This is a genomic window from Rhodopseudomonas sp. P2A-2r (genome assembly GCF_026015985.1).
GTDB lineage: Bacteria > Pseudomonadota > Alphaproteobacteria > Rhizobiales > Xanthobacteraceae > Tardiphaga.
In genome coordinates this window covers 2,849,474-2,872,993 of record NZ_CP110389.1, presented here as the reverse complement: position 1 = coordinate 2,872,993, position 23,520 = coordinate 2,849,474, and the positions used below count along the sequence as shown (strand labels likewise).

General features: G+C 66.2%; 21 protein-coding genes and 1 pseudogene. 12 read left to right on the top strand and 10 right to left on the bottom strand.

Features of this window, described 5'->3' with window-relative positions; all coding sequences use genetic code 11:
- Positions 1 to 96: 96 nt before the first annotated feature.
- Positions 97 to 816 carry a hypothetical protein gene (locus ONR75_RS13575; RefSeq protein ID WP_265083055.1) on the top strand — a complete coding sequence of 240 codons (720 nt, stop codon included), beginning with the start codon at positions 97 to 99 and terminating at the stop codon, positions 814 to 816.
- A 230-nt stretch (positions 817 to 1,046) separates the two neighbouring features.
- Here the strand turns inward: ONR75_RS13575 and hisI are convergent, their stop codons facing one another.
- Positions 1,047 to 1,481 (bottom strand): phosphoribosyl-AMP cyclohydrolase, encoded by a 435-nt coding sequence (hisI, locus tag ONR75_RS13570; protein WP_413776470.1) that lies wholly within the window; start codon positions 1,479 to 1,481, stop codon positions 1,047 to 1,049.
- A 196-nt stretch (positions 1,482 to 1,677) separates the two neighbouring features.
- Positions 1,678 to 2,370: a GTP cyclohydrolase I FolE gene (gene folE / locus ONR75_RS13565; RefSeq protein ID WP_265083053.1), complete on the bottom strand. Its 693-nt coding sequence runs from the start codon at positions 2,368 to 2,370 to the stop codon at positions 1,678 to 1,680.
- Between the two features lie 248 nt (positions 2,371 to 2,618).
- Here folE and ONR75_RS13560 point away from each other — a divergent pair, with 248 nt between their 5' ends.
- Positions 2,619 to 3,062 (top strand): iron-sulfur cluster assembly scaffold protein, encoded by a 444-nt coding sequence (locus ONR75_RS13560; RefSeq protein WP_265083052.1) that lies wholly within the window; start codon positions 2,619 to 2,621, stop codon positions 3,060 to 3,062.
- Between the two features lie 183 nt (positions 3,063 to 3,245).
- On the opposite strand, the gene ONR75_RS13555 is transcribed toward ONR75_RS13560, so the two are convergent.
- On the bottom strand, positions 3,246 to 4,112 hold the full coding sequence (locus tag ONR75_RS13555) for a hypothetical protein (RefSeq protein ID WP_265083651.1): 867 nt from the start codon (positions 4,110 to 4,112) through the stop codon (positions 3,246 to 3,248).
- A gap of 280 nt (positions 4,113 to 4,392) precedes the next feature.
- Between ONR75_RS13555 and yidD the strand changes: the two genes are divergently transcribed.
- Complete coding sequence (gene yidD, locus ONR75_RS13550; protein WP_265083051.1) at positions 4,393 to 4,746, top strand: membrane protein insertion efficiency factor YidD; 354 nt, start codon at positions 4,393 to 4,395, stop codon at positions 4,744 to 4,746.
- Here the strand turns inward: yidD and ONR75_RS13545 are convergent.
- On the bottom strand, positions 4,743 to 5,168 hold the full coding sequence (locus ONR75_RS13545) for a DUF3574 domain-containing protein (protein WP_265083050.1): 426 nt from the start codon (positions 5,166 to 5,168) through the stop codon (positions 4,743 to 4,745). The genes yidD and ONR75_RS13545 overlap by 4 nt on opposite strands.
- Positions 5,169 to 5,290: 122 nt before the next feature.
- Here ONR75_RS13545 and ONR75_RS13540 point away from each other — a divergent pair, with 122 nt between their 5' ends.
- The 4 genes and pseudogenes from ONR75_RS13540 to ONR75_RS13525 all read left to right on the top strand — a co-directional run bounded on the left by ONR75_RS13540 (position 5,291) and on the right by ONR75_RS13525 (position 10,531).
- On the top strand, positions 5,291 to 5,617 hold the full coding sequence (locus ONR75_RS13540) for a GrlR family regulatory protein (RefSeq protein WP_265083049.1): 327 nt from the start codon (positions 5,291 to 5,293) through the stop codon (positions 5,615 to 5,617).
- A gap of 141 nt (positions 5,618 to 5,758) precedes the next feature.
- A pseudogene (gene thrS / locus ONR75_RS13535) lies at positions 5,759 to 7,806 on the top strand (threonine--tRNA ligase).
- Positions 7,807 to 7,993: 187 nt separating this feature from the next.
- Positions 7,994 to 8,209 carry a hypothetical protein gene (locus ONR75_RS13530; protein WP_265083048.1) on the top strand — a complete coding sequence of 72 codons (216 nt, stop codon included), beginning with the start codon at positions 7,994 to 7,996 and terminating at the stop codon, positions 8,207 to 8,209.
- 297 nt (positions 8,210 to 8,506) lie between these two features.
- The gene (locus tag ONR75_RS13525) at positions 8,507 to 10,531 is read left to right on the top strand and encodes a YadA family autotransporter adhesin (RefSeq protein ID WP_265083047.1); all 2,025 of its coding nucleotides are present in this window, start codon (positions 8,507 to 8,509) and stop codon (positions 10,529 to 10,531) included.
- A gap of 10 nt (positions 10,532 to 10,541) precedes the next feature.
- On the opposite strand, the gene ONR75_RS13520 is transcribed toward ONR75_RS13525, so the two are convergent.
- Positions 10,542 to 11,453, bottom strand: a complete 912-nt coding sequence (locus ONR75_RS13520; RefSeq protein ID WP_265083046.1) for a hypothetical protein — start codon at positions 11,451 to 11,453, stop codon at positions 10,542 to 10,544.
- A 376-nt stretch (positions 11,454 to 11,829) separates the two neighbouring features.
- Here ONR75_RS13520 and ONR75_RS13515 point away from each other — a divergent pair, with 376 nt between their 5' ends.
- Positions 11,830 to 13,887 (top strand): YadA family autotransporter adhesin, encoded by a 2,058-nt coding sequence (locus ONR75_RS13515; RefSeq protein ID WP_265083045.1) that lies wholly within the window; start codon positions 11,830 to 11,832, stop codon positions 13,885 to 13,887.
- A gap of 15 nt (positions 13,888 to 13,902) precedes the next feature.
- Positions 13,903 to 14,310, top strand: coding sequence for a hypothetical protein (locus ONR75_RS13510; RefSeq protein WP_265083044.1), 408 nt, complete (start codon positions 13,903 to 13,905; stop codon positions 14,308 to 14,310).
- A 99-nt stretch (positions 14,311 to 14,409) separates the two neighbouring features.
- Here ONR75_RS13510 and ONR75_RS13505 read toward each other — a convergent pair whose 3' ends face one another.
- Positions 14,410 to 15,348, bottom strand: a complete 939-nt coding sequence (locus tag ONR75_RS13505) for a 2-hydroxyacid dehydrogenase (RefSeq protein WP_265083043.1) — start codon at positions 15,346 to 15,348, stop codon at positions 14,410 to 14,412.
- Between the two features lie 198 nt (positions 15,349 to 15,546).
- Here ONR75_RS13505 and ONR75_RS13500 point away from each other — a divergent pair, with 198 nt between their 5' ends.
- Positions 15,547 to 16,110, top strand: coding sequence for a nitroreductase (locus tag ONR75_RS13500; RefSeq protein ID WP_265083042.1), 564 nt, complete (start codon positions 15,547 to 15,549; stop codon positions 16,108 to 16,110).
- A 78-nt stretch (positions 16,111 to 16,188) separates the two neighbouring features.
- On the opposite strand, the gene ONR75_RS13495 is transcribed toward ONR75_RS13500, so the two are convergent.
- Together ONR75_RS13495 and ONR75_RS13490 are read right to left on the bottom strand one after the other, a co-directional pair.
- On the bottom strand, positions 16,189 to 18,663 hold the full coding sequence (locus tag ONR75_RS13495; protein WP_265083041.1) for a putative bifunctional diguanylate cyclase/phosphodiesterase: 2,475 nt from the start codon (positions 18,661 to 18,663) through the stop codon (positions 16,189 to 16,191).
- Between the two features lie 240 nt (positions 18,664 to 18,903).
- Positions 18,904 to 19,992: an NADH:flavin oxidoreductase/NADH oxidase gene (locus ONR75_RS13490; protein WP_265083650.1), complete on the bottom strand. Its 1,089-nt coding sequence runs from the start codon at positions 19,990 to 19,992 to the stop codon at positions 18,904 to 18,906.
- Positions 19,993 to 20,100: 108 nt separating this feature from the next.
- Here ONR75_RS13490 and ONR75_RS13485 point away from each other — a divergent pair, with 108 nt between their 5' ends.
- Entirely contained in the window at positions 20,101 to 20,442 is a 342-nt protein-coding gene (locus ONR75_RS13485; RefSeq protein WP_265083040.1) for an ArsR/SmtB family transcription factor, read from the top strand.
- A 171-nt stretch (positions 20,443 to 20,613) separates the two neighbouring features.
- Here ONR75_RS13485 and ONR75_RS13480 read toward each other — a convergent pair whose 3' ends face one another.
- Positions 20,614 to 21,672: a hypothetical protein gene (locus ONR75_RS13480; RefSeq protein WP_265083649.1), complete on the bottom strand. Its 1,059-nt coding sequence runs from the start codon at positions 21,670 to 21,672 to the stop codon at positions 20,614 to 20,616.
- 224 nt (positions 21,673 to 21,896) lie between these two features.
- On the opposite strand from ONR75_RS13480, the gene ONR75_RS13475 reads away from it, so the two are divergent.
- Complete coding sequence (locus tag ONR75_RS13475; RefSeq protein WP_265083039.1) at positions 21,897 to 22,937, top strand: patatin-like phospholipase family protein; 1,041 nt, start codon at positions 21,897 to 21,899, stop codon at positions 22,935 to 22,937.
- A 27-nt stretch (positions 22,938 to 22,964) separates the two neighbouring features.
- Here the strand turns inward: ONR75_RS13475 and ONR75_RS13470 are convergent, their stop codons facing one another.
- Complete coding sequence (locus ONR75_RS13470) at positions 22,965 to 23,393, bottom strand: CBS domain-containing protein (protein WP_265083038.1); 429 nt, start codon at positions 23,391 to 23,393, stop codon at positions 22,965 to 22,967.
- Positions 23,394 to 23,520 lie beyond the last annotated feature (127 nt).

The following is a 23,520-nucleotide window of genomic DNA, read 5'->3' as shown; positions in this document are numbered from 1 at the left end:
CATGGTTAAGACCGCGTTAACCAGGCGCAGCGGGAGGTTGCGCAGGGACTACTTGAGATTGCCGGATTTAAATACCGTTAACCCAGAACTGTTTCCATGCATTTCCAGATGCCGGGCGCGCATTGCGCCGAGATGGAGCGCGACATGGTTGCGATCGGCAATAATGCGACGTCCCCATCGACGGCTGCGGCGACGCCAGCGGCGGCAACGGCGCCAACCAAGGCGCCCGCCACCGATACGGCCAAGCCCGCCGCGCCTGCCGTGGTGATCGTGCTGTCCGAGCGCGCCAAGGCAACGCTCGACAAGGCCGAGGCCGACAAGGCCGCCACCGCGGATCTTACGCTGTCGTTCGACGAAATCCTCGCCAAGCGCTCCGACGCCCTCAGCTCGCAGCTTGCATACGCGTTCGGCAAGCTCAACATCCCGCCGGAATTCGCCACCCGCCTGCGCGTCGACAAGTTCGGCAATGTCAGCAGCGAAGGCCCGTGGAAGGAGAAGATCGAAAAGATGTTCGCCGACGCGCCCGAGCTCGCGAAGGAATTGAAGGCCGTCTCCGGTCTCAATTCGCTGAAGGCGGCACAGACGGCGCTCGACATGTACAACGAGGAGAAGAAGTCGGCGAACAAGCAGGAGCAGGCGGAAGCTTGGAAGACCTACAACATCCGCTCGATCAACATCCAGGCCCTGTCCGGCGTGATGACCATGAAGGACGGCAGACTGCGCTCCGCCGCCGTGGACTACATCGACATGCTGGCCGACCCCAACGGTCTGGTGTCCGGCAAGAGCGGCAAGGAAATCAAGGAACGGCTGGCGTAGAGGGCCCCTGTGGATTGCTTGTCCCGGACGCGGTGCACTGCGCCGCATCTGACGATGCGAAGCATCGTTGGAGCGGCGTGGTGCGCCGCAGATCCGGGACCGTCAAAAATGCCGGCGCTTGATACGGTCCCGGATCTGCGAAGCAGCACTTGCGGCGATGCAAGCGCATCGCCTGACGTGCTGCATCGCGTCCGGGACACGCCCTTGCTTCAATCCAAACTGATCATACGCTAGGCGCCATACACCTTCGCCGGATCGAACAGGCGGTCGGCATCGACGAACGACAGCGTGGTGGACTCGCCCTGCCCGGTCGCGACCGCGCGGTAGAAGCAGGAGCGCCGGCCGGTGTGGCAGGCGGCGCCGACCTGCTCGACGCGGATCCACACCGCATCCTGGTCGCAGTCGAGGCGCAGCTCGACCACGCGCTGGGTCTGGCCGGAGCTTTCACCCTTGCGCCACAGCGCGCCGCGCGAGCGGCTGTAGTACCAGGCCTCGCCGGTGGCGATGGTTTTGCGCAACGCCTCGGCATTCATGTGCGCGACCATCAGCACGTCGCCGGTGGCGACGTCGGTGGCAACGCAGGTGACGAGGCCGGCGGCGTCGAATTCCGGACGCAGTACGAGGCCTTCCTCGACGTCGTGATCGTGGGTGGATGATGGGGACACGGCGATTCTTTCAAAAGGTAGGGGCTTCATCGGTCTGCAATCGCACCCGGTTGTCATCACCCGCGAAAGCGGGTGATCCAGTCAACAACGGTCGTCATCTTAATCACGTCCGTCTTTGTGTACCGGGTCGCCCGGACCCAGCGCGCAAGAGCGCGCCAGGCCGGGCGATGACAGTGAGTGCGCGGCGGTGACAGGCCTAGCGCCCGGGCATGTTGATCATCGCCATGAAGCGCGCCTGTTCGGCGGGATTGTCGCGGAAATTGCCGGTGAAGCGCGTGGTGAAGGTGCGCGAGCCCTCCTTGCGGATGCCGCGCGCCGACATGCAGGTATGCTCGGCCTCGACCATGACAGCGACGCCGCGCGGCTTCAGCACCTCGTCGACCGCGGCGGCCAGCTGCGCCGTCAGATGTTCCTGGGTCTGCAGGCGATGGCCGAAGATGTCCACCAGCCGCGCCAGCTTCGACAGGCCGACCACGCGCTCCACCGGCGTATAGGCGATATGCGCCTTGCCGTAGAACGGCATCATGTGGTGCTCGCAATGCGAGACGAAGCCCATGTCGCGAATCAGGACGAAATCGTCGTAGCCGGCGGTCTCGCCAAAGGTGCGGTTGAGCACTTCGGCCGGACACTGGTAATAGCCTTGGAACAGCTCGTCATAGGCCTCGACCACCCGGCGCGGCGTGTCGAGCAGGCCCTCGCGCTGCGGATTCTCGCCGATATAGGCGAGCAGCGTCTGCACCGCCTGTTCGGCCTCGCTGCGCGACGGCCGCGGCTGGGCGGGATCGACGGCGGCGGCGAGAAATTCGGCGGGATCGAGCTCCGTCGGGCGGAACTCCTGCGGCTTGCCGTCAGGCGTCTTGCCGCGCAGCGGCTTGATGATTGCGTCCATCTCAACTCCGTTCGACCGGCCCCTTGGAGGCCGGAGTGTCACCGGGCAGACGGGGGCGGCGGATGCCACCGGACGCCTGAAAACCCAACAATAACATCGCCTCCAGCGAATTGAATTCCAAATTCAGGCGATCTGGAGGACATCCGGCATTCTCATGCGCAGGGTGCCTCCCTATATAGGGTTGTGTTTCCCCGACGCCAAGGTACGGAGACCGGCGCCGGCGGTTTCAAGGGAAGGCCTCTGATCCCATGCTGAACGACATCTACAACAAGCGCATCATCGAGCTGGCCGGCAACATTCCGCGGCTCGGCCGGCTGGCCGCACCCGACGCCTCAGCCACCGCCCATTCCAAGCTGTGCGGCTCCACCGTCAAGGTCGACCTGACCATGGACGGGCCGGTGGTCACCGATTTCGCCCATGACGTGAAGGCCTGCGCGCTGGGCCAGGCCTCGTCCTCGATCATGGCCAGCCATGTGGTCGGCTCGACCGCCGAGGAATTGCGCGCGCTGCGCGAGAGCGTGCGAAAGATGCTCAAGGAAAACGGCGCGCCGCCGTCGGGCAAATGGGCCGACATCGCCCTTCTCGAGCCGGTGCGCGACTACAAGGCGCGCCACGCCTCGACGCTGCTGACCTTCGACGCCGTGGTCGACGCCATCGGACAGATCGAGGCCAAGGCCAAGACGCCAGCGTAGAGTCGGATACCGCACGAAAATCGTTCCCCGGACGCGGTGCACTGCGCCGCTTTTGAGCGGCGTGGTACGCCGCAGATCCGGGGTCCCGGAGGCTTCATCTGCGAGTAAGCGGGATCCCGGATCTGCAGTGCACTAAGCCTCCTGCGGAGGCGCATTACACTGCGTCCGGGACACGAGCGTGAGCTACTTCTGCGCCGGTGCCGCGACGCCGCCGGTGGGTACGCTGGCTTCGGCGGTTTGCGTCGACTTGACCGGCAGGGCCAGCGTCGCCTCTTCCGCGCCATGGTTGACGAAGCGGTCCTGCAACGGTTTCGGCAATGCGGCCACGGCGGCGTCCGCGGCGAGGCTCTGCGGCAGCACGTCGGCGACCGCCGCGGTGGTGACCAGATTGGTCAGCCGCAATTCGTCGCCGGACAATTCGTGCAGGTCTTCCCATGGCGGCACGTTCAGCGACAGCGACAGGAGGTCGCCGGTGGCGCCCATCTCGAAGGTGTATTTGGCGAGCCGGCCGATGTCGCGCTCGACGATCATCAGATCCTGCGCGGTGTAGCTCGCCGCTTTCGGATCGTCGGCGCGGTCGCCCATCCAGATCTGGTGCACGCGGACATGGGCCTCGTCGGGCACGTAGCGCGTCTTGCCGGACAGCAGCAGGAACACGCACATGGATTCGCACCAGGCCTGCGGCGCGACGCCGGGCTGCAGCCCCGAGGGCGTCTGGATCTCGATGGTGGTGCCCACGGTGGTCAGCAGCCCCAGCTTGCGCCAGCGCCGGCCCATGGTGATGGCGTCGTTGACGGAGCCGCCGCTGGAATCCAGCACCACGGTGGCGCCGTTGATATCGCGGCCCCGGGCGAAGGCGTCGAAATCCTTAGGGGTGTCGGACGTCACGATGCCGACGGCGCCGATCCAGCCGCGGCAATCGGGCTGACATGCGACCCAGGTGAAGCGCATCGGCAGCTTGCGTTCTTCCAGGGTCGCGCCGGCATGGGCCGCCCGCTCGGGCACGCTGGCCAGGACTGCGAGGAAGCAACAGAAGGCCGCGGCGCGCATCAACGCCGAACCGGCGGATCGAAGTGACGTCAGGCGTCTCAAATCGGTTCCTTCCCTGCGCTCGACTGAGCATTGGTACTGGCCCCAAACAACGCTCATGAATCTGTCGCATCAGCGTCGCAAAAAAGTAGACCGCGCGGATGTTAAGCGTCCACTAACAATTGCTGCACCGCATACCGAGGCGTGCGATAAACCGGCGACTGTGACGGAATTGCATGCCTGTTGCAGTTCCGTGCTTCGGAACCATGCAGATCCGCGATACGGAAAGAGCAGATCGCTCATGAAATATTCAACGCCCTGCCCCGACTGCGCCCGTGCGATTCGGCGCGCACCGCGCAATGCGGGGCGCGGCGCGATCTGGATCTACCGTCACACGCTGTCGCCCATGGTCGGCTACAACTGCCGGCACCTGCCGACCTGTTCGGTCTATGGCGACGAGGCGATCGAGCGATTCGGGTTGTGGGCCGGCGGCTGGATGACGCTGGCGCGGCTGCTGCGCTGCCAGCCTTGGGGCACGTCGGGGATCGACAACGTCCCGGCGACGGCGCCGCCGGATGCTCGCTGGTACACGCCGTGGCGCTTCGCGCGCTGGCGCGGCGTCAATGATCGCAGCGGCAACGATCGCGGCGGCTAGAAGCTCACGCAGCCGGCGCGAACGGAAGTAAGTACCGATTGCTGGCGAAACTTGCGCTTGTAGGCGTCGGCGATGGCGACAAGATCGGCGCGCTTCCGCGCATCGTCGTCAAATACCAGCAGCAACAGCTTGCTGGGTTCGCGCAGCAAGGCTCCGGCCCCGTCGCGCCACTGTCCGCGCGCGTCGATCACCGTCAATCCATCGGGAAACCGCGGCGTTACTTCCGCGGCGAGGAAGTCCGCGAAGGCCCGGTCGCTGACCGCCCGGCCGTTCTCGATGTCGCGACCGAACATCATGTCCGCCGTCGCCATCATCCGCGCGGGCGCCACGCAGGACTGCGGCAACGAGGCGCAGCCCGACAGTGCAGCGGCGACGGTCAGCGCGGCCAGACAAGCGCCGGCAGCTCTGGTTCGTCTGTTCATATTCGCCGATCCACTTTGATAAAATATAATGGCTTGAAATAGCAGAATTCATCCATCGGCCATTGTTACTTAGCGAGCATAGTCCTAAAGTATTAATCCCATCACCGATCGAGGAAGCCAAGTTGCGCGAGGGCCTCTACAAGGTTGACTTCCATACCGTCCACGGCGCGGGTAACGGAGTGATTCATGTCATCGGCGGCAAGCTGCGCGGCGGAAACTCGGCCTTCGCCTTCATCGGCAACTACCAGAACACGGACGGCATGATCACTGCGAAGGTGTCGACGCAGCGCTACAGTCCCGACCCCGACTTCAAGGCCCTGTTCGCCCTCGACAGCGTTACGTTGACTCTCAACGGCCGGGAGAACGGCAACATGGTCGACTTCGAAGGCAGCGCCCTGCAGGCGCCCGGCGTCCACTTCAAGGCCGTGCTGACGCTGCTCAGCGACTAGCCTTCCACCGCCAGGCAAGACAAAATCGTCCGTAAATTGCACAGCGGCGCAACGCTACAGTTGCAACGCCACACTCGGCTGATATACAGCGTCTCCCGCTTACCTGCGCCCGTGTGCAGGAGTGAGCCACAGGAGACGACCATGCCCGACAGCAACAAGCCTGCATCCGGATTCCAGTTTGGCCTCGCCAACCTGACGCCGCCGCCGCCGCCCCCGACGTCATCACGGTCACCTTTCCCGACGGCAAGACCCGCGAATATCCGCGCGGCACCACCGGGTTCGATATCGCCAAGGGCATCTCGCCCTCTCTGGCCAAGCGCACCGTGGCGATGGCGCTGGACGGCACGGTCACCGACCTCGCCGACCCCATCGAACAGAACGTCGCCATCGACTTCGTCAACCGCGACGACCCGCGCGCGCTGGAGCTGATCCGGCACGACGCCGCCCATGTGCTAGCGGAGGCCGTGCAGGCGCTGTGGCCGGGCACCCAGGTGACCATCGGCCCGGTGATCGAGAACGGCTTCTACTACGACTTCTTCCGCAACGCGCCGTTCACGCCGGACGACTTCGCCGTGATCGAGAGGAAGATGCGCGAGATCATCCAGCGCGACAAACCGTTCACCAAGGAAATCTGGACCCGCGACGCCATCAAGCAGGTGTTCGCGGACAATGGCGAGATGTTCAAGGTCGAGCTGGTGGACGCCATCCCCGCCGACCAGACCATCAAGGTCTACAGGCAGGGCGACTGGTTCGACCTGTGCCGCGGCCCGCACATGACCAGCGTCGGCAAGGTCGGCACCGCCTTCAAGCTGATGAAGGTGGCCGGCGCCTACTGGCGCGGCGACAGCAGCAACCCGATGCTGACGCGCATCTACGGCACCGCCTTCGCCAAGCAGGAAGACCTCGACGCTTATCTTCATCAGATTGAAGAGGCGGAGAAGCGCGACCACCGCAAGCTCGGCCGCGAGCTCGACCTGTTCCACTTCCAGGAGGAAGGTCCGGGCGTGGTGTTCTGGCACGCCAAGGGCTGGACCATCTTCCAGGCCCTGATCGCCTATATGCGCCGCCGCCTCGGCAGCGACTACCAGGAGGTCAACGCGCCGCAGATCCTCGACAAGTCGCTGTGGGAGACCTCCGGCCACTGGGAGTGGTATCGTGAGAATATGTTCGCAGCGCAATCCGCCGGCGACGAGGCCGAGGACAAGCGCTGGTTCGCGCTGAAGCCGATGAACTGCCCGGGCCACGTGCAGATCTTCAAACACGGCCTGAAGAGCTACCGCGACCTGCCGCTGCGCATCGCCGAATTCGGCATCGTGCATCGCTATGAGCCGTCCGGCGCCATGCACGGCCTGATGCGGGTGCGCGGCTTTACCCAGGACGACGCGCACGTGTTCTGCACCGAGCAGCAGCTCGCCGACGAGTGCCTGAAGATCAACGAGCTCATTCTCTCGACCTATGCCGACTTCGGCTTCGACGGCGACCTCACCGTGAAGCTGTCGACGCGGCCGGAGAAACGCGTCGGCACCGACGAGATGTGGGACCACGCCGAACGGGTGATGGCCACGGTGCTGTCGCAGATCGCCGCCGAGGGCAACAACCGCATCAAGACCGAGATCTCGCCGGGCGAAGGCGCGTTCTACGGGCCGAAGTTCGAATATGTGCTGCGCGATGCCATCGGTCGTGACTGGCAGTGCGGCACCACCCAGGTCGACTTCAACCTGCCGGAACGCTTTGGCGCGTTCTATATCGACGCCGACGGCGCCAAGAAGGCGCCGGTGATGGTGCATCGCGCGATCTGCGGATCGATGGAGCGCTTCATCGGCATCCTGATCGAGAATTTTGCGGGCAACTTCCCGCTGTGGCTGGCGCCGACCCAGGTGGTCGTCACCACCATCACCTCGGAAGGCGATGACTATGCCAAGATCGTCGCCGCCGCGGCGCGGCGCGCCGGATTGCGCGTCGAGATCGACCTGCGCAACGAGAAGATCAACTACAAGGTCCGCGAACACTCGCTGATGAAGATCCCGGTGATGCTGGTGGTCGGCAAGAAGGAAGCCGAGAGCCAGTCGGTCTCGATCCGCCGCTTCGGCAGCGACGGCCAGACCGTGCTGCCGCTGGTCGAGGCATTGGCCGCGCTGATCGACGAAGCGACGCCGCCAGACGTCAAGCGGGCGAACGGGGCAGCGTAAGACCTCTCGTGTCCCGGGCGCGGTGCGGCGCACTTCGCGCTGCTCCGCAGACCCGGGACCGTACCAAGCACGGAGTTTGTGGCGGTCCCGGCTCTGCAGCGCACCACGCCGCAAGAGCGGCGCGCTGCGCTGCAGAGCCGGGACACGCTTCTCATCTCTCATCGCTTCAACTGACGGAAACAATTCGATGACCGACGCCACCGACGAACAGGAAATCCCGGCCTACCCGATCCTCGCCTATCAGTTGATCCCCGATCCCAACCGCCCCCATGTGGTGGCGCTGGCGTTCGAGACCGACCAGGGCCACAGCTTGTTCCTGGCGACGCGGGAGATCCTCGAGGATCTCGCGAAGGACCTGCTCGACCGCGCCGGCAAGATGCCGGAGAAGGCGCCAAAGGCCTGAGCGCACGCAAGGCCGCAACCGGCGCGAGAGGCAGCCGCGCCGGCAGACGTCGCGGCCGGCAATTGCGGTCATGCCTGGACCTGCCGGGAACGGCTGCTGCGATCCGGCCACAGCGGCGCATTATTACCGATCCGACCAAATTTCTGCAGTTGAGTCCCTTCGCGACGTGCCGGCCATATGCCCGCAGCCATGTGCGTGGTTTGGCTGCAGTGGTGGGGGCTCATGGGAAGCGATCCGCATACGCGCAACGTCGTCGTCGCCAAGTGCGCGAACGGGCGACGACGCTCGTGCGCGAGCATGATCGCGCTGGCTGTGGCGGGTATTTTCGCATTGACGGCTGATCCGCAGCCGGCCCGCGCGCAAATCGTTTGCGAAGGCGCGTCAGGAAACGGCGGCGCGACGGCGGCTTCCGGTGCGACGGCCTGCGGCACTTCGGCCAATGCCAGCGGGACCGGCAGTTCGGCTTTCGGGGCCGGAAGCGTTGCTGCCGGCCCGGGAGCTGCAGCCTTTGGCGGTCTCGCCTCGGCATCCGGCCAGTACGGCGTGGCGGTCGGCTATGGTGCCGGCGCCAGCGGCGAGAACGGCGCTGCGATAGGATATCAGAGCTCCGCGAGCGGCGTGAACAGTCTGGCTGCCGGCGCTTCGGCGCACGCGCTTGGAAATCAAAGCATCGCGCTCGGCAGCGGCAGCACGACGACCGGATCCGCCAGCGTCGCAATTGGCGTGGGCAGTTCGGTCGACGGCAGCTCAAGTATGGCGTTCGGCAATTCCGCAAATGCAGCCGGCAACTTCAGCATCGCGCTCGGCCAAAGCGCGTCGGCCGGCGGCAGCGGCAGCATGGCGTTCGGAAACTCGGCGTCCGTCAACGCGACGGCGACCAGCGCCATCGCCATCGGCAACAGCGCGCAAATCGGCGCGGCCGGCACGAATGCGGTGGCGCTGGGCCTCAGTGCGGCAGCAAGCGCCGCCAACGCGGTGGCGCTTGGCTACGGCTCGATCGCCAACGTCGCCAACACCATTTCGGTCGGTTCAGCGGGCAGCGAACGCCGCATCGTCAACGTCGCCGCCGGCACGCTCACTTCGGCCTCTACCGACGCCGTCAACGGCGCGCAGCTCCTGACGGCCAACCAGCGCGTCGCCGCCGCGTTCGGCACCACGCTCGACGGCAACGGCCAGCTCAACGCGCCGAGCTACACCATTCTCGGCACGGCTTACGACAATGTCGGCAGCGCCTTCGGCGCCATCGATGCCGCGTTCAGCGGATTGCAGACGCAGATCAACCGCGGATCCATCGGGCTGGTGCAGCAGAATACGACGACGCGGGTGATCAGCATCGGCAGTTCCACCGACGGCACCACGATCGATATGTCCGGCACGTCAGGCAACCGCACGGTGACCGGCGTCGCAAACGGCGCCGTGACGTCGACCAGCAGCGATGCCGTCAACGGCAGCCAGCTCTATGCCACCAACCAGCAGGTAACCGCGAATACGGCCGACATCGCCAGCCTGACCAGCGTGGTCGCCGGCATCACCGGGGGCGGCGCGAATTATGTTCGTGTCAACAGCTCCGGCGCAGCCGCCTCCGCGACCGGCAGCAACGCTGCAGCGATCGGCACGGGCAGCAAGGCCAGCGGCGCCGATGCGCTGGCATTCGGCAGCAATGCGCAGGCGACGCAATCCGGCGCCATCGCCATGGGGTCGAATGCGTCCTCGACCGGCGTCAATGCGATTGCGATCGGCACCGGCGCGTCCGCCACCGGCTCGGTCGCGGTCGGCGCAGGCGCCTCGGCGGCCAATGGCGGCGCGGCGTTCGGCGACGGCGCCACGGCCACCGCGACCAACAGCACCGCGCTCGGCCCCAACGCGTCAGCGACCGCCACCAATGCGGTGGCTATCGGCTCCGGCTCCACCAACACCGTCGCCAATACTGTGTCGTTCGGATCATCAAGCAACGAGCGCCGCCTGACCAACGTCGCCGCCGGCATCAACCAGACCGACGCCGTCAATGTCGGACAGCTCGACAGCGTCGCTGCCGGGTTCTCCGCGCAGGTGTCGGGACTGCAGACCCAGATCACCGCCAATCAGCGCGAGGCCCGTCAGGGCATCGCCTCGGCGATGGCGATGACGCCGGCGGCGATGCCGTCGGCCACCGGTCGCACCAGTTGGGCGATGAACACCGCCGCGTTCCGCGGCGAATTCGCATTCGGCGGCGGCCTCGCGCACCGGCTCGATACCAATGTGCCGGTGGCCCTGACCGCGGGCTATGCGTTTGGCGGCGGCAGCAATCACGGTGCGCGCGTCGGCCTTGCCGGCGAGTTCTAGCCCCGCGGCGTCAGGCGGAACGCCGGTTGCGCTCGCTGGCCTCGCGATCCTGCACATCGAGCTTCGTCGCCGCCTCGCGCGCGCTGTCGAAGAAGTAGATGAAGGCGTTGGCGTAGAACACGCTGAGTGCGTCCGCGAGGGCCGGCGCCAGCGTGATCTCCTCGCCCTTGTCGCCGGCGCGCGTCAACAGCCCCTCGTTGGCGGCATCGCGCAGCATCTTGGCGACATGAATGCGCGACACGTTGAAGCGCCGCGACAGCGCGGAGATCGAGATCGCAAACGGCCGCGACGGCGGCACGGTGTCGTCCTCTGCGCCCGCCGCCAGCAGGGTCGAGGCGATCATCATGCCGGCGCTGCGGTCGCCGAACAGGCCGAGCCCGGGCGTATACATGATCAGCCGGAAGCCCTCCTCATAGCGGCTGAACATCGCGGCGACGAAGGCCCGCACGAAGACGGGATCGTCGAGGCGGGCCGCGAGATCGGCGCCGTCGGGAAACACCGGAATGCCGCTGATGAAATGCGAGCGCCAGCGCGGGCGCAGCAGTTCCAGCAGCTTCGGTGTCGCCACCAGCGGCCTGCGGCGACCGTCGGTCGCGTCCGGATCAACAGCCAGATAGCCGGCGAAGCGCATCAGCGACACCATCGCGGTGGCCCGCCCCGGGCTGCACAGATCGAACTCGCGGCACAGCTGCTTGATCCGGGTCGGCGTCAGGCCGGACGCGGGGTCGGCGGGATCGCGTGCGAAATGACAGTGCAACACGACATGGCTGAGGACGACGCGTGCGCGATCGTCCATCAGCCAGTTCAGCAGCGGGCCGCCGCGATAGAAGCCGGTGAGCCCGATCGCCATGTTGCGGGCGGCCTGCGGGAATGCAGGATGCGCGCGCAGCGCCGCGATCTTCGCCTCGAGATTTCTCGCCACCGACGCTTCCACGGTGCACCTTCCTGTGTTGCCGAGATCGCATAGTTCGATGCCTGGCGAGATACAACCAAATTTCTGCAGTTGCCGGCGCACTGCGAGTGTCTCAGGTTCACCCCAAAGAGGGGTACTACTATTGACGAGGCGCACGAAAATCCGCCGACGTGAAGGAACGGCATGTACCGGCCGTCCGTCAAGCCCGGTGCGACTTTTCGCGGCGGCCATCGCGCTCGCCGCGGGAACTGCAATGTGCCTGCTACCGGCTCCGGCACTTGCGTTCACGTGCGACGGAACAGTCGGCCCGGCGTCGGGAACTTCGGATGCCGGCGCCTTCCAGAACACCGTCTGCGGCGTGGACGCCATCGCGTCCGGAATCGGCATGAATAGCGTGGCGGTCGGTTACGTCGCCCACGCGACCAACAGCTTCAGCACGGCCGTCGGCGGATCGACGTTGGCGACCGGACTGCAGAGCGCGGCGTTCGGCTTCAACAGCCTCGCGCAGGGCGACTACAGCATCGCGATCAACACCGATTCAGGCACCGACACCGGCGGCATCCAGTTGTACGGGGCGACCGGAACGCTCGCCATCGCGACGGGCTATCACGCACTCGCCTCCGCGGCTTCGAGCGTAGCCTATGGCGCCAACACTATTTCGTCCAGCCTCGGCGCCAGCGCTTTCGGCACATCGGCCAAGGCCACCGCAGCTCAAGCGACGGCGCTGGCGAGCGGCGCGGTGGCCTCGGGAATCCGCAGCACGGCCATCGGCGTTTTCAGCACGGCCACCGGACAGGAGTCGATCGCGATCGGCGCGGGAACCAACGTGACGCAGGCCGCCTATTCGTCGGGCATCGGCAGCATCGCCATCGGCAACCGCGCCGCCGCCGGCGGCACCGACGCCAACGGATTCGCCAACGCCGGCAACACCGCCATCGGCCAGCGCGCGCTGGCAGGCAGCAGCGCGAGCAGCATCACCAACGCCACCGCAGTGGGCATCAGCGCCAGTGCCCAGGCCAACAGCGCAGTTGCGCTCGGGGCGAGCGCGAGCGCGACGGCGGCCAATGCCGTGGCGCTCGGCATGGGCTCGGTGGCCAACGTCGCCAACACCGTGTCGGTCGGTTCGTTGGGCGGTGAGCGCCGGATCGTCAACGTCGCCGCCGGCACCCTCGCGTCGGGTTCCACCGACGCCGTCAACGGCGGGCAACTGCTGACGGCCAACGAGCGCGTCGCCGCCGCTTTCGGCTCGACCCTCGATGGTAACGGCCAGCTCAATGCGCCGAGCTACACCATCCAGGGCACGGCCTACGACAATGTCGGCGGCGCCTTCGGTGCGGTGGACACGTGGATGACCGCCACTGCCGCCAGCCTGAACAGCCTGCAGAGCCAGATCAGCGGCGGCGCGATCGGACTGGTGCAGCAGAATGCGACGACGCGCGTCATTACCATGGGCGCCGCCACCGACGGCACCGTCGTCGATGTCTCCGGCACGTCCGGCAACCGCACGGTCACCGGGGTCGCGAACGGCGCGGTCACGTCGACCAGCAGCGATGCCGTCACCGGCAGCCAGCTCTATGCCACCAACCAGCAGGTCGCGGCCAACACGGCCGACATCGCCAGCCTGACCAGCGTGGTCGCCGGGCTCGGCAGCGGCGGCACCGGGTCGAACTACATTCGCGTCAACAGCTCCGGCGCAGCCGCCTCCGCCACCGGCACCAATGCCGCAGCGATCGGTTCGGGCGCAAATGCCAGCGGCTCGGACTCGCTGGCCTTCGGCAGCAATGCGCAGGCGACACAGAGCGGCGCCATCGCCATGGGGCTGAATGCGTCGGCGACGGGCGTCAACGCCATTGCCATCGGCACCGGCGCATCCGCCACCGGATCGGTCGCGGTCGGTGCCGCCGCTTCGGCCGCCAATGGCGGCGCGGCGTTCGGCGATGGCGCCATGGCCACCGGCTCGCTGGCCACCGCGCTCGGTCCCAACAGCAGCGCCACCGCCGCGAACTCCGTATCGATCGGCTCGGGCTCGACCAACACCGTCGCCAACACGGTGTCGTTCGGATCGGCCGGCAACGAGCGCCGCCTGACCAACGTCGCCGCCGGCGTCAACCAGACCGACGCGGTGAACGTCGGGCAGCTGCAGTCGACCGTGTCGGGCTTCCAGTCGCAACTGGACGCCATCCAGTCGCAGGTCGCGACCAACCAGATCGAAGCGCGCCGCGGCATCGTCGCCGCGGTGGCGGTCGCGCCCGTGCTGATGCCGTCGGCAGCCGGGCGGACCACCGTGGCCGTCAACACCGGTTTCTATCGCGGCGAGGCCGGCGTCGGCATCGGCCTGTCACACCGTCTCAACTTCGTGCTGCCCACGGTCGTGTATGGCAGCTATTCAAACGGTGGCGGCGCCGAGCATATCGGGCGCGCCGGCATGGCCATGGAATTCTGAGATATCGGATCGCGCATGACTGGTTTTCACTCCTGCAGTGCGCGCGCTTTCGCCATGGCCGTCATCGTCGCGGCGGCTTCGCAACCGGCGCTCGCGCAGCAACAGCCGGCGCCGCCGCCCGCTGCGCTGCAAGCCGCGCCAGCTCCGCCCGCAAAACCGTTTCCGCAATCGGCGGAGTGGAGCAACCTGCCGAAGATGATCCTCGAGCGGCAATTCGCCGGGCCGCTGCAGGACACCGTGATCCAGCGGCTGCGCGATCCCGTCGACGGCACGGTTTGCTATCTCTATCTGCCGATCTCGGCGCCGCATTCGCCAACCACTGCGACCGGTTTTGTCCAGTATGGCCCCAACGTCATCGGCTCGATCAACTGCAGCCCGGCCGCAGCGCGCGCCGTGGCGCCGGCAACGGCTCGAAAACCCTGAGCCTCGCAATCGCTACCGATCCGGCAAGGGCCGCGTGGAGGCCGGTCGAATCCTCGGGGTGAACGACCGCTGAAGCCTGCGTCATCTCCAGGCCGACGGTTACACCGCCGTCGGCACCGGCTTGCCGGAGAAATGCGCCGCGAGATTTTTCAGCGCGAGCGCGGCGGTCGCAGCGATCGCTTCGGGGGAACGGCCGGCCACATGCGGGGTGAAGATCACGTTGGACAGCGCGACCAGTGCCGCCGGGACATCGGGTTCGCCCTCCACCACGTCGAGCGCGGCGCCTGCGATCGTGTCGGCTTTCAGGGCGTCGATCAGCGCGGCGGTGTCGACGACACTGCCGCGCGCGATGTTCACCATGTAGCCGCCGGGGCCGAGCGCCTTCAACACCGACGCGTCGACTAGGTGCCGCGTTGCGCCGCCTCCCGGCGTGGCGACCACCAGGAAATCGGCCCATTCGGCCAGCGCCTCCGGCGTTGGATGATAGAGATACGAGATGTCGGATCGCATCGTGCGGGTGTGGTAGCCGACCGGCATATCAAAGCCGAGATGCGCCCTGCGGGCGATCTGCATGCCGATCTGGCCGAGGCCGAGAATGCCCAGTTTCTTGCCGAAGATCATCGGCTGCCGGTAGGAGGAACGCCCGAAGTCGCCCTGACGCACGCACGCATCCGCCTGTGGAATGCCGCGCGCGACCGCCAGCAACAGCGCCATCGCATGGTCCGCAACGGTCACGTCATTGGTGCCGGCGCCGTTGGTGACGACGATGCCGCGCGCCCGCGCCGCAGCCACATCGATGTTCTCGTAGCCGGCGCCAAGCGCACAGACGATCTCGAGCTGCGGCAGCGCCGCGATCTCGTCGGCGGAAAGTCCGAGCGTACCGTTGGTCAGCACGGCGCGGATATGCGCGGCGGGATCGGCGATCTTCGCGGCCCGCTCGGCCGGCGTCGTCGCCACATGCAGCGCAAAGCCCTCAGCCACGAACCGCGCCGTGGTGTCAGGCGTCAGCTCGACCAGAACCAGAAGTTCGCATGGCATCGGGGACAGTCCGCCGGGGTGAGCTTTCACCGTTTATCGATGGCCCACCACCCCTCCCGCAAGCGGGCGATCTGCATTGCAGCGTTGCGCTCAAATTTTCCGGCAGCCACAATCGGTCTAAATGCGCGCGGTTTGCCTCGTGGCGGACGGCATCGCGTGGTAACGACCGGCCAGAGCCTTTCAACGCGAGACATTGCCATGCCCGACACCATCGAATTCCTGAAGACCCGCCGCTCCGTCAAGCCGCGCGAGATGAGCGGCCCCGGCCCCTCGCCGGCCGAACTCGACAGCATTCTGACCATCGGCGCGCGGGTGCCGGATCACGGCAAGCTGACGCCGTGGCGCTTTATCGTGTTCGAGGGCGACGCCCGCGCCCGCGCCGGAGACGTGATCGCCGCGGTGTTCGCGCGCCACCATCCCGATGCGCCGGTGGCCGATATCGAGGCAGAGAAGCGCCGCCTGCTGGAGGCGCCGCTGGTAATCGCCGTGGTGAGCCTGACCAAGCCGCATCCGAAGGTGCCGGCCTGGGAGCAGGAACTGTCGGCCGGCGCCAGCTGCATGAACATCGTCAGCGCCGCCACTGCGCTCGGCTACGGCGCCAACTGGCTGACCGGCTGGTACGCCTTCGATCGCGACGCGCTCGAAGGGCTCGGGCTGAAACCGGAGGAAAAGCTCGCCGGCTTCATCCATATCGGCACCGCCACCAAGCCCAGCGAGGATCGCCCGCGCCCCGCGCTGGCGGAGATTGTGACGCGGTTTTGAGGCTGACACCCGCTTGACCTTCACCTCTCCCCGCCTGGCGAAGCTTCGCTTCGCGCGGCGGGGACGGGTGAAAGAGCCCTACGCCGCCTTCGACGCGCCGACGCCGAATTTCAGCAGCAGTTGCTCGATCTCCGACGCTGGCCGCGCGGGACTGAACAGAAAACCCTGCACCTCGTTGCAGCCCTCGGCGCGCAGCCAGTCGAGCTGATCGACGGTCTCGACGCCTTCGGCTGTGGTGACGATGTTGAGGCTGCGGCCGAGGCCGGAGATCGCGCGCACGATGGCCACGCAGTCCGGGCGCCCGACCAGATCCTTGATGAAGGAGCGGTCGATCTTGATCTTGTCGAACGGGAAGCTGCGCAGATAGCTCAAGCTGGAATAGCCGGTGCCGAAATCGTCCATCGAGATGCGCACGCCGAGCGCGCGCAACTGGTGCAGGATCGCCAGATTGGCCTCGGTCTCGGCGAGGAACAACGACTCGGTGATCTCCAGCTCCAGCCGCAGCGGCGACAGGCCGGAATAGGCCAGCGCGGACACCACCACCTGCACCAGATTGCGGTTGCGGAACTGGACCGGCGAAAGGTTCACCGCGATCTTGATATCGTCCGGCCACTTCGCCGCCTCGACGCAGGCCTTGCGCAACACCCATTCGCCCAGTGTGACGATCAGCCCGATATCCTCGGCCACCGGGATGAAATCCGCCGGCGAGATCATGCCCTTCTCGGGATGCTTCCAGCGCAGCAACGCCTCGAAGCCGGTGATGCGGTCGGCGGCGAGATCCACCAGCGGCTGGTAGTGCAATTCGAATTCGCCGTTGGCGAAGGCGCGCCGCAGGTCGATCTCCATGTCGCGGCGTTTCTGCGCCTGCAGATCCATTTCCCGCTCGAAGAAATGATGCACGCCGCCACCGTCGTTCTTGGCGCGGTACAGCGCCATGTCGGCGTTGCGCATCAGCTCCTCGCTGTTGTCGCCGTCGCCCGGCGACAATGCGATGCCGACGCTGGCGCCGATCACGATCTCGATGCCGTCCATGTCGTAGGGCTCGCTCAGCGTATGAATCAGGCGGAGCGCAAAGTCGTTGGCGTCGTTGGGCGCGATCTCGCCGGCCAGCACGATGGCGAACTCGTCGCCGCCGAGCCGCGCCACCAGATCGGTGCTGCGCACGTTGGCGCGCATGCGCGCGGCGACCATGGTCAGCAACCGGTCGCCCATCGGATGGCCGAAGGAGTCGTTGACGTTCTTGAACAGGTCGAGGTCGATGCACAACACCGCGACGCCACCCTCGGTGCCCTGCCCGACCTGCAGCAACGCCTGATTCAAACGCTCCTGATACATCACGCGATTGGCGAGGCCGGTGAGGCCGTCATGGTGCGCCATATGCGCGACGCGGGCCTCCGCCTTGCGACGCTCGGTGATATCCACGATCGCGACCAGAAAGCCGTCGCGGCCGTCGAACGACACCCGGCGGCCATAGGTCAGCACCTGGATCTCGCTGCCATCGGCCTTGAGATGCCGCCAGATGCGCTCCGACTGATAGGCATCGCCGACCTCCTGCAGGGACCGGGTGTGCACGTCCCATTCGTCCTCCGGCCAGATCTGCCGCAACTGCATGGTAAGGAAGGTGGCGCGGTCATAGCCGTAATGCGCGACCGCGGCGTCGTTGACGCCGCAGAAGTTCATCGTCTCGGCATCGAACACCCACATCGGCATCGGATTGGCGTCGAACAGCAGCCGGAACGATTCTTCGCGACGCTTGATGTCGGTGACGTCGGAAATCGTCAACGACACCAGATCGCCAAAGCCGGTGGCGCTGAGCCGCAGGTTGCGGTCGCCGCTGTCGAGCTCGAGCTGGTCGCTTTCGCCGCGCGAAATCATCGACAGCAGCCATCGCACGACATTCGGCAGACACAGCGCGTGACCGCCGGCGCTCAGCCTGCGCCATTGCAGCCCGGTGGACGGCGCCTTCAGCAGCCGTGCCGCGCCATCGTTGAGATGCACGATCTGGAAATCGAACGCTTCGCTGGCCGAATTGCGGATCGCCGCGAGCGTGACGATGCCCTCATTGGTGGCCGAGAAAATCGCGTCGACCAGATTGTAGCGCGGCCCGTGCTCGTTGACATAGACGCCGATCAGCGTACCGCCCCAGCGCGACGAGGTCGGCAGCGCAAGGATCTCATAGGTCTGCACCAGCCCGTCACGGACGCAATGCACGGAGGACACATGCGGCCGCCTGGTCTGCAAGGCGCAGGAGGCCGCTTCCGCCAGCGCCGTGGCGCAATCCGGCGACAAGCCATCCAGCGGAATATCCCAGCGCTCGTCGCCGAGCCACTGCTGCACGTAACGGCCGCTGCGCGACACCCGCAGCGACGCGGCGTCGCCAACCAGCAGCACGATATGATCGGCGAGGCGCCCGAGGCTGCCCAGCATCACTTCTTCATAGCCGGGCAAGCTCTGCCCCGGGCGAACCGCGGCATGCCATTTGCGTTGCAGCACCGGAATGTCGCCCAGCAACTTCGCGTCTGATATCCCGGATAGTTTTCTGGCCGCGATCACGACGTCCCTTTCCGAATACTTGCGCTCAAGCATGGTAATCGGGTGAGGCTCCTTAAGGGGATGTAAACGTTCCGGCGTCGCAGCGCCCAATCGCGCATTATGAACTTTTAAAGTCATGCGATGGTTAGGGCGGATTCAGGACTATGACGGCGACGTGACAAGCGGCATGTCATTCCGGGCGCGCAGCGCAACCTGCGCACGAACCCGGAATAACAATGCATGTGGCATTGTGCGCCGTCGCTAAGTCCGGTAGCGCTCCAGCCAGTGTGCGTAAGGCGCCGGAAGCGTCCACGCAGCCTTTTCGACTCCCAACTCGATGGCCGCCCGATATGGCCAATGCGGGTTTGCGAGCAGCGGGCGGCCGAGCGAAACCAGATCGACCTTGTCATCGGCGATCAGGGCGTTGGCCTGAGCAGGTTCGCTGATAAACCAGCTGGTGGTCGCGGGAATCCCGACCTCCCCGCGGATGCGTTCCGCAACAGGCGCCATGAAAGCCGGCCCCCAAGGGATCTTCGCCGTCGGCGTGGAGAAGCCGACGCTGACGTCGATGATATCAAGGCCCGCAGCCTTGAAACGCCGGACCATCTCGATGCCGGCCTCGAGATCATCAGAGCCATCGAATTCGGTGACACCGAAACGCGCCGCCAGCGGCAGGTTTTCCCGCCACACTTTTCGAACCGCAGCCAGGGTTTCGAGCAGGAATTTGGCGCGCCCCTCGAAATCGCCGCCATAGGCATCTTCGCGCTTGTTCGACCAGGTCGAATGAAAACTCTGGGCGAGGTAGCCGTGGGCGAAGTGTAGTTCCAGCCATTCGAAGCCGGCGGTGCGGGCGCGCTGCGCAGCCGCAACGAAATCGCCCTTCACGCGCTCGATATCGGCGATGGTCATGGCGCGCGGCACTTTTGGCAGATTGGCGCCGAAGGCGACGGCCGACGGCGCGATGGTTTCCCAGCCGCGAGCATCATTGGCAGCGATGTGATCGTCACCTTCCCACGGCCGGTTGGCGCTGGCCTTGCGGCCGGCATGGCCGATCTGGATTCCTGCGATGGCCCCCGCCGCCTTGATCCCGGCGACGGCCCTGCTCCAGGCATCGCCTTGTGCATCGGTCCAGATTCCGGCGCAGCCGAGGGTAATGCGTCCCTCCGGAGAAACGGCGGTCGCTTCGGCGATCACCAGCGCGGCGCCGCCGCGCGCCAGGCCTGCCAGATGCACCGCATGCCAGTCGTTGATGACGCCATCGTCGGCCGAATACTGGCACATGGGCGACACCACGATTCGGTTTCGCAGGGTTACGTCCTTCAACGCGAACGGGGTGAACAAGGATGGCAGGAGCTGCTCCAAGGAAATGACCGAGAGCAAAGCCCAACCGGTCCAACTACGGTAGTTCGAGTATTATCGAACATTGAAACTGAGTCAAGGATGTGCGAAGAATGGCGGATGCGCGCAATTCATCATCCCGATTTGGACGAAGTGGCCCTCAGCCAGGTCCTCTACGCCCTCAGCGACCCCGTGCGCCTCGGCGTGGTGCGCCAATTGGCAAATGCCGGTGAAGCCACCTGCTCGACGCTGGATGGCGGACGGCCGAAATCCAGCATGTCCCATCATTTTCGCGTGTTGCGTGAGGCAGGCCTGGTGCGCACACGGACGGACGGGCCCGCCCACATGAACGATTTGCGCAAGGCAGAGATCGAGAAGCGGTTTCCCGGCCTGCTGAAGGCGGTTCTTGCGGCTGACGAAGTACGCGGGGTTTTGCCGGTGAAGCGCGTGGCCAAAAAATAACGGTGCGGCGGCAAGATTCGTCGTTCCGAGGCGCGACGGCGCAGCCCGAGCGAACCTCAGCCACTCCGGTTGAGGCGGCGGGAAATCCCAGGATCTTTCGATGAACTTGTCGAGATTCCGGGTTGGCGTGCGACTAACGCGGTCGGCACCCCGGAATGACCGAGCCTGTCGCTACCGCGCGACGACCTCGATCTCGCCGTCGACTCCGTTGACGACCTTGAAGGGGCGCTCGAACACCTTGCCTTCGTTCTTGGCGATGGCACGGTACTCGCCTTCCGACAGCACCACGCGCGGGAACGCGCCGATGGATTCCTTGATCACGTCGCCGGCCGGCGTGATCACTGACCACGCGGTGTTGGCCAGCGCCTCGCCGCCCTTGTCGCTGACCAGTTTCAAGGTGATCACCGCGGCGCGATGGGTGATGACGACGTCGGTCAGCTTGCTCGCCTGCACTCGGATGTCGGAGCGCACGGTCGAGTTGGCGTCGCCATAGTTGGACACGATGTAGTAGGTGCCCTCCTGCAGCAGGACCACGTCGCCCGCGGCCACGTTCGGCAGCAGCGGCGCGCGCTCGCCGGCCTCGAACTGGCTGCCCTTGAAGATGCTGAAGGAGATCTGATTCTGCGGAATCTTCGAGGTGCCGACGCGGCCCTCGATACGCAATCCGCCGGCGGGCAGCACGAAGGCCTCGCGATCGGTGTCCGACTTGATCGTCACCGGCCTGACCGCGCTGACCAGGCCGAGCGCGACGTGAACCACGTAGCTGCCCGGCGGCAGCACGATGTTGGGCGTGGCGCCGCGATCCTCACGGATCAGCTTGAACGCGCCGCTTTCGTCGGGGCGGTCGGAATAGACCCGCCACACCAGCCCGTTGGCGATGACCGGCAGATCTTTGCCGTAGCGTGCCGTCAGCGACAGCACGCCCTGCCCCGGCGCCGAGGGCGCCGCCGGCAGCGGCGACGGCACCGGCGGGGCGACTGCCGCCATCGGCGGCTGGGTCAGCGGCGCCGGCAGGCTCGGCGCGGCGGCCGGCCCCGATGGCGGCGCCAGGCTGATGGCCGGACCGGACGGCACGTCGGGAACCAGACCCGGCGGGACCGGCGGCGGACGATCGCTGAAAAACTGGGCATAAGCGGCATGCGGGACGGCAGCCAGCAAGGCCAGCGTCAAGGCAAACGCCAAGCGTCCGCCCCGCCTGGATCTGTCTGCGCCCTGGCCCCATGCAATCATGGTCATGCCTTTCACTGAAAACGCGGCAAATTCAAGCCATGATGAACGCCGTCCCCGATCCGGCAGCGAAATTCACATAAATCTGTTGCATTGCAGCGGAGGGTCGCGGTGCAGTCATAATTTCTGCCTATCCCGGCGAATATGGCATCCATCATGAATAGCGGACCGCTGGTCCGACCTTGCCAAGCTCGGTAGCATGAGGCCTGTCCTCGAGGAGTGATGTGGTGCTGGAGAGTTTGATGGGGCGCCAGAATGGTGCGAACGGCCGCGACAAGCCCGGCCTGGGCAGCGTCCGGCGCCCGGTGATCGGACTGGCCCTGGGCGGCGGCGCGGCCCGCGGCTTCGCCCATATCGGCGTGCTCCGTACGCTCCTGGCCCATGGCATCGTTCCCAATGTGGTTGTCGGCACGTCGATCGGCGCCGTGGTCGGCGGTTCCTATGCCGCGGGTCATCTCGACACCCTGGAAGAATGGGCGCGCAGCCTGCAGCCGCGCAACATCCTCAGCTATCTCGATATCCGGCTGAACGGCTCCGGCCTGATCGGCGGCAACAAGCTCGCCGCGCAGCTCGAGGCCTCGCTCGGCCAGACCGTGATCGAGGACCTGCCGCTGAAGTTCGCCAGCGTCGCCACCGAAGTCCGCACCGGCCACGAGATCTGGCTGACCCATGGCCGGCTGGTCGACGCCATGCGCGCCTCCTACGCCTTGCCCGGCATCTTCTCGCCGGTGCTGGTGGGCGACCGCTGGCTGGTGGACGGCGCGCTGGTCAACCCGGTGCCGGTCTCGGCCGCGCGCGCGCTCGGCGCGGAGATCGTCATCGCCGCCAATCTCAGCAACGACGTGTTCGGCCACAGCACGACAATCTTTTCGCATGGCAGCGGGGCCGAGGCCGTCGAGCCGGATATCGAAGTCGCCGCGCCGAAACGCGGCTTCGGCAAGTTCTTTTCGGCCGAGCGCACCATGAAGCGCGAATTCTTCGGCGGCGGCGGCCGGCCCGGTATTTCCTCGGTCATGGTCGACGCCTTCAACATCATGCAGGACCGCATCACACGGGCGCGGCTGGCCGGCGATCCGCCGGACCTCCTGATCGCGCCGCGCGTCGGCAAGATCGGCTGGTTCGACTTTCACCGCGCCGAGGACCTGATTGCGCACGGGGCCCGTGCCACCGAACGCGCCATCGACTCGATCCAGGAAGCCATCGAGATGCTGGCGCCCGACACGCCCGACGCCGTGGTCATCGAGCCGGCACCGGTGGCGCAACGCTAGCCTCCAGCCGACGGCACGCGCCGGCGGTCAGGCCGTCTTGATGTAGTCGCGCAGCGCTTCCTGTTCGGTCTCGAACTCGTGCACGCGCCATTTGACGACGTCGCCGATGGAGATCAGGCCGACGATCTTGTCGCCGTCGAGCACCGGCAGGTGGCGGAATTTTCCCGAGGTCATCTGTTCCATGATCGAGGCGACGGTGTCGGACGGCTTGCAGTGGATAACCTTGCGCGTCATCACTGCGCCGACGGTCTCGTCGAGCGCCGCGGCGCCGCGCTCGCCGATCACCCGCACGATATCGCGCTCGGACAGGATGCCGTCGATGTGCCGATCCGCGATCACCAGCACCGCGCCGATCCGCCGTTCCGACAAAAGCTTCACGGCCGCGGCGAGCTTCGCGTCGGGCGTGACGCTGATGATCTGATGACCTTTGGTGTCGAGAATTGCACGTACCGTCATTGTCGCCTCCGGGATTCAGCCATGCCCTTGAGCGGGCGCGGTCATTCATTCTTGAGTCGTCAAGATACAGCGTCGATGCCGTTCAGGCCGCAAGCCGACAATCTCCGCGTCGCCTCAAACCTGCGTT

Excerpts from the sequence above, each read along its gene's own strand:
- ONR75_RS13575 (WP_265083055.1), top strand. The coding sequence starts at position 97 with ATGCATTTCCAGATGCCGGGCGCGCATTGCGCCGAGATGGAGCGCGAC.
- ONR75_RS13525 (WP_265083047.1), top strand. The coding sequence starts at position 8,507 with ATGATCGCGCTGGCTGTGGCGGGTATTTTCGCATTGACGGCTGATCCG.
- folE (WP_265083053.1), bottom strand. The coding sequence starts at position 2,370 with ATGGACGCAATCATCAAGCCGCTGCGCGGCAAGACGCCTGACGGCAAG.
- ONR75_RS13515 (WP_265083045.1), top strand. The coding sequence starts at position 11,830 with ATGAATAGCGTGGCGGTCGGTTACGTCGCCCACGCGACCAACAGCTTC.
- ONR75_RS13555 (WP_265083651.1), bottom strand. The coding sequence starts at position 4,112 with ATGCGCGCCGCGGCCTTCTGTTGCTTCCTCGCAGTCCTGGCCAGCGTG.
- ONR75_RS13530 (WP_265083048.1), top strand. The coding sequence starts at position 7,994 with ATGACCGACGCCACCGACGAACAGGAAATCCCGGCCTACCCGATCCTC.
- ONR75_RS13500 (WP_265083042.1), top strand. The coding sequence starts at position 15,547 with ATGCCCGACACCATCGAATTCCTGAAGACCCGCCGCTCCGTCAAGCCG.
- ONR75_RS13485 (WP_265083040.1), top strand. The coding sequence starts at position 20,101 with ATGCGCGCAATTCATCATCCCGATTTGGACGAAGTGGCCCTCAGCCAG.
- ONR75_RS13470 (WP_265083038.1), bottom strand. The coding sequence starts at position 23,393 with ATGACGGTACGTGCAATTCTCGACACCAAAGGTCATCAGATCATCAGC.
- ONR75_RS13505 (WP_265083043.1), bottom strand. The coding sequence starts at position 15,348 with ATGCCATGCGAACTTCTGGTTCTGGTCGAGCTGACGCCTGACACCACG.
- ONR75_RS13480 (WP_265083649.1), bottom strand. The coding sequence starts at position 21,672 with ATGATTGCATGGGGCCAGGGCGCAGACAGATCCAGGCGGGGCGGACGC.
- yidD (WP_265083051.1), top strand. The coding sequence starts at position 4,393 with ATGAAATATTCAACGCCCTGCCCCGACTGCGCCCGTGCGATTCGGCGC.
- ONR75_RS13510 (WP_265083044.1), top strand. The coding sequence starts at position 13,903 with ATGACTGGTTTTCACTCCTGCAGTGCGCGCGCTTTCGCCATGGCCGTC.
- ONR75_RS13545 (WP_265083050.1), bottom strand. The coding sequence starts at position 5,168 with ATGAACAGACGAACCAGAGCTGCCGGCGCTTGTCTGGCCGCGCTGACC.
- ONR75_RS13560 (WP_265083052.1), top strand. The coding sequence starts at position 2,619 with ATGCTGAACGACATCTACAACAAGCGCATCATCGAGCTGGCCGGCAAC.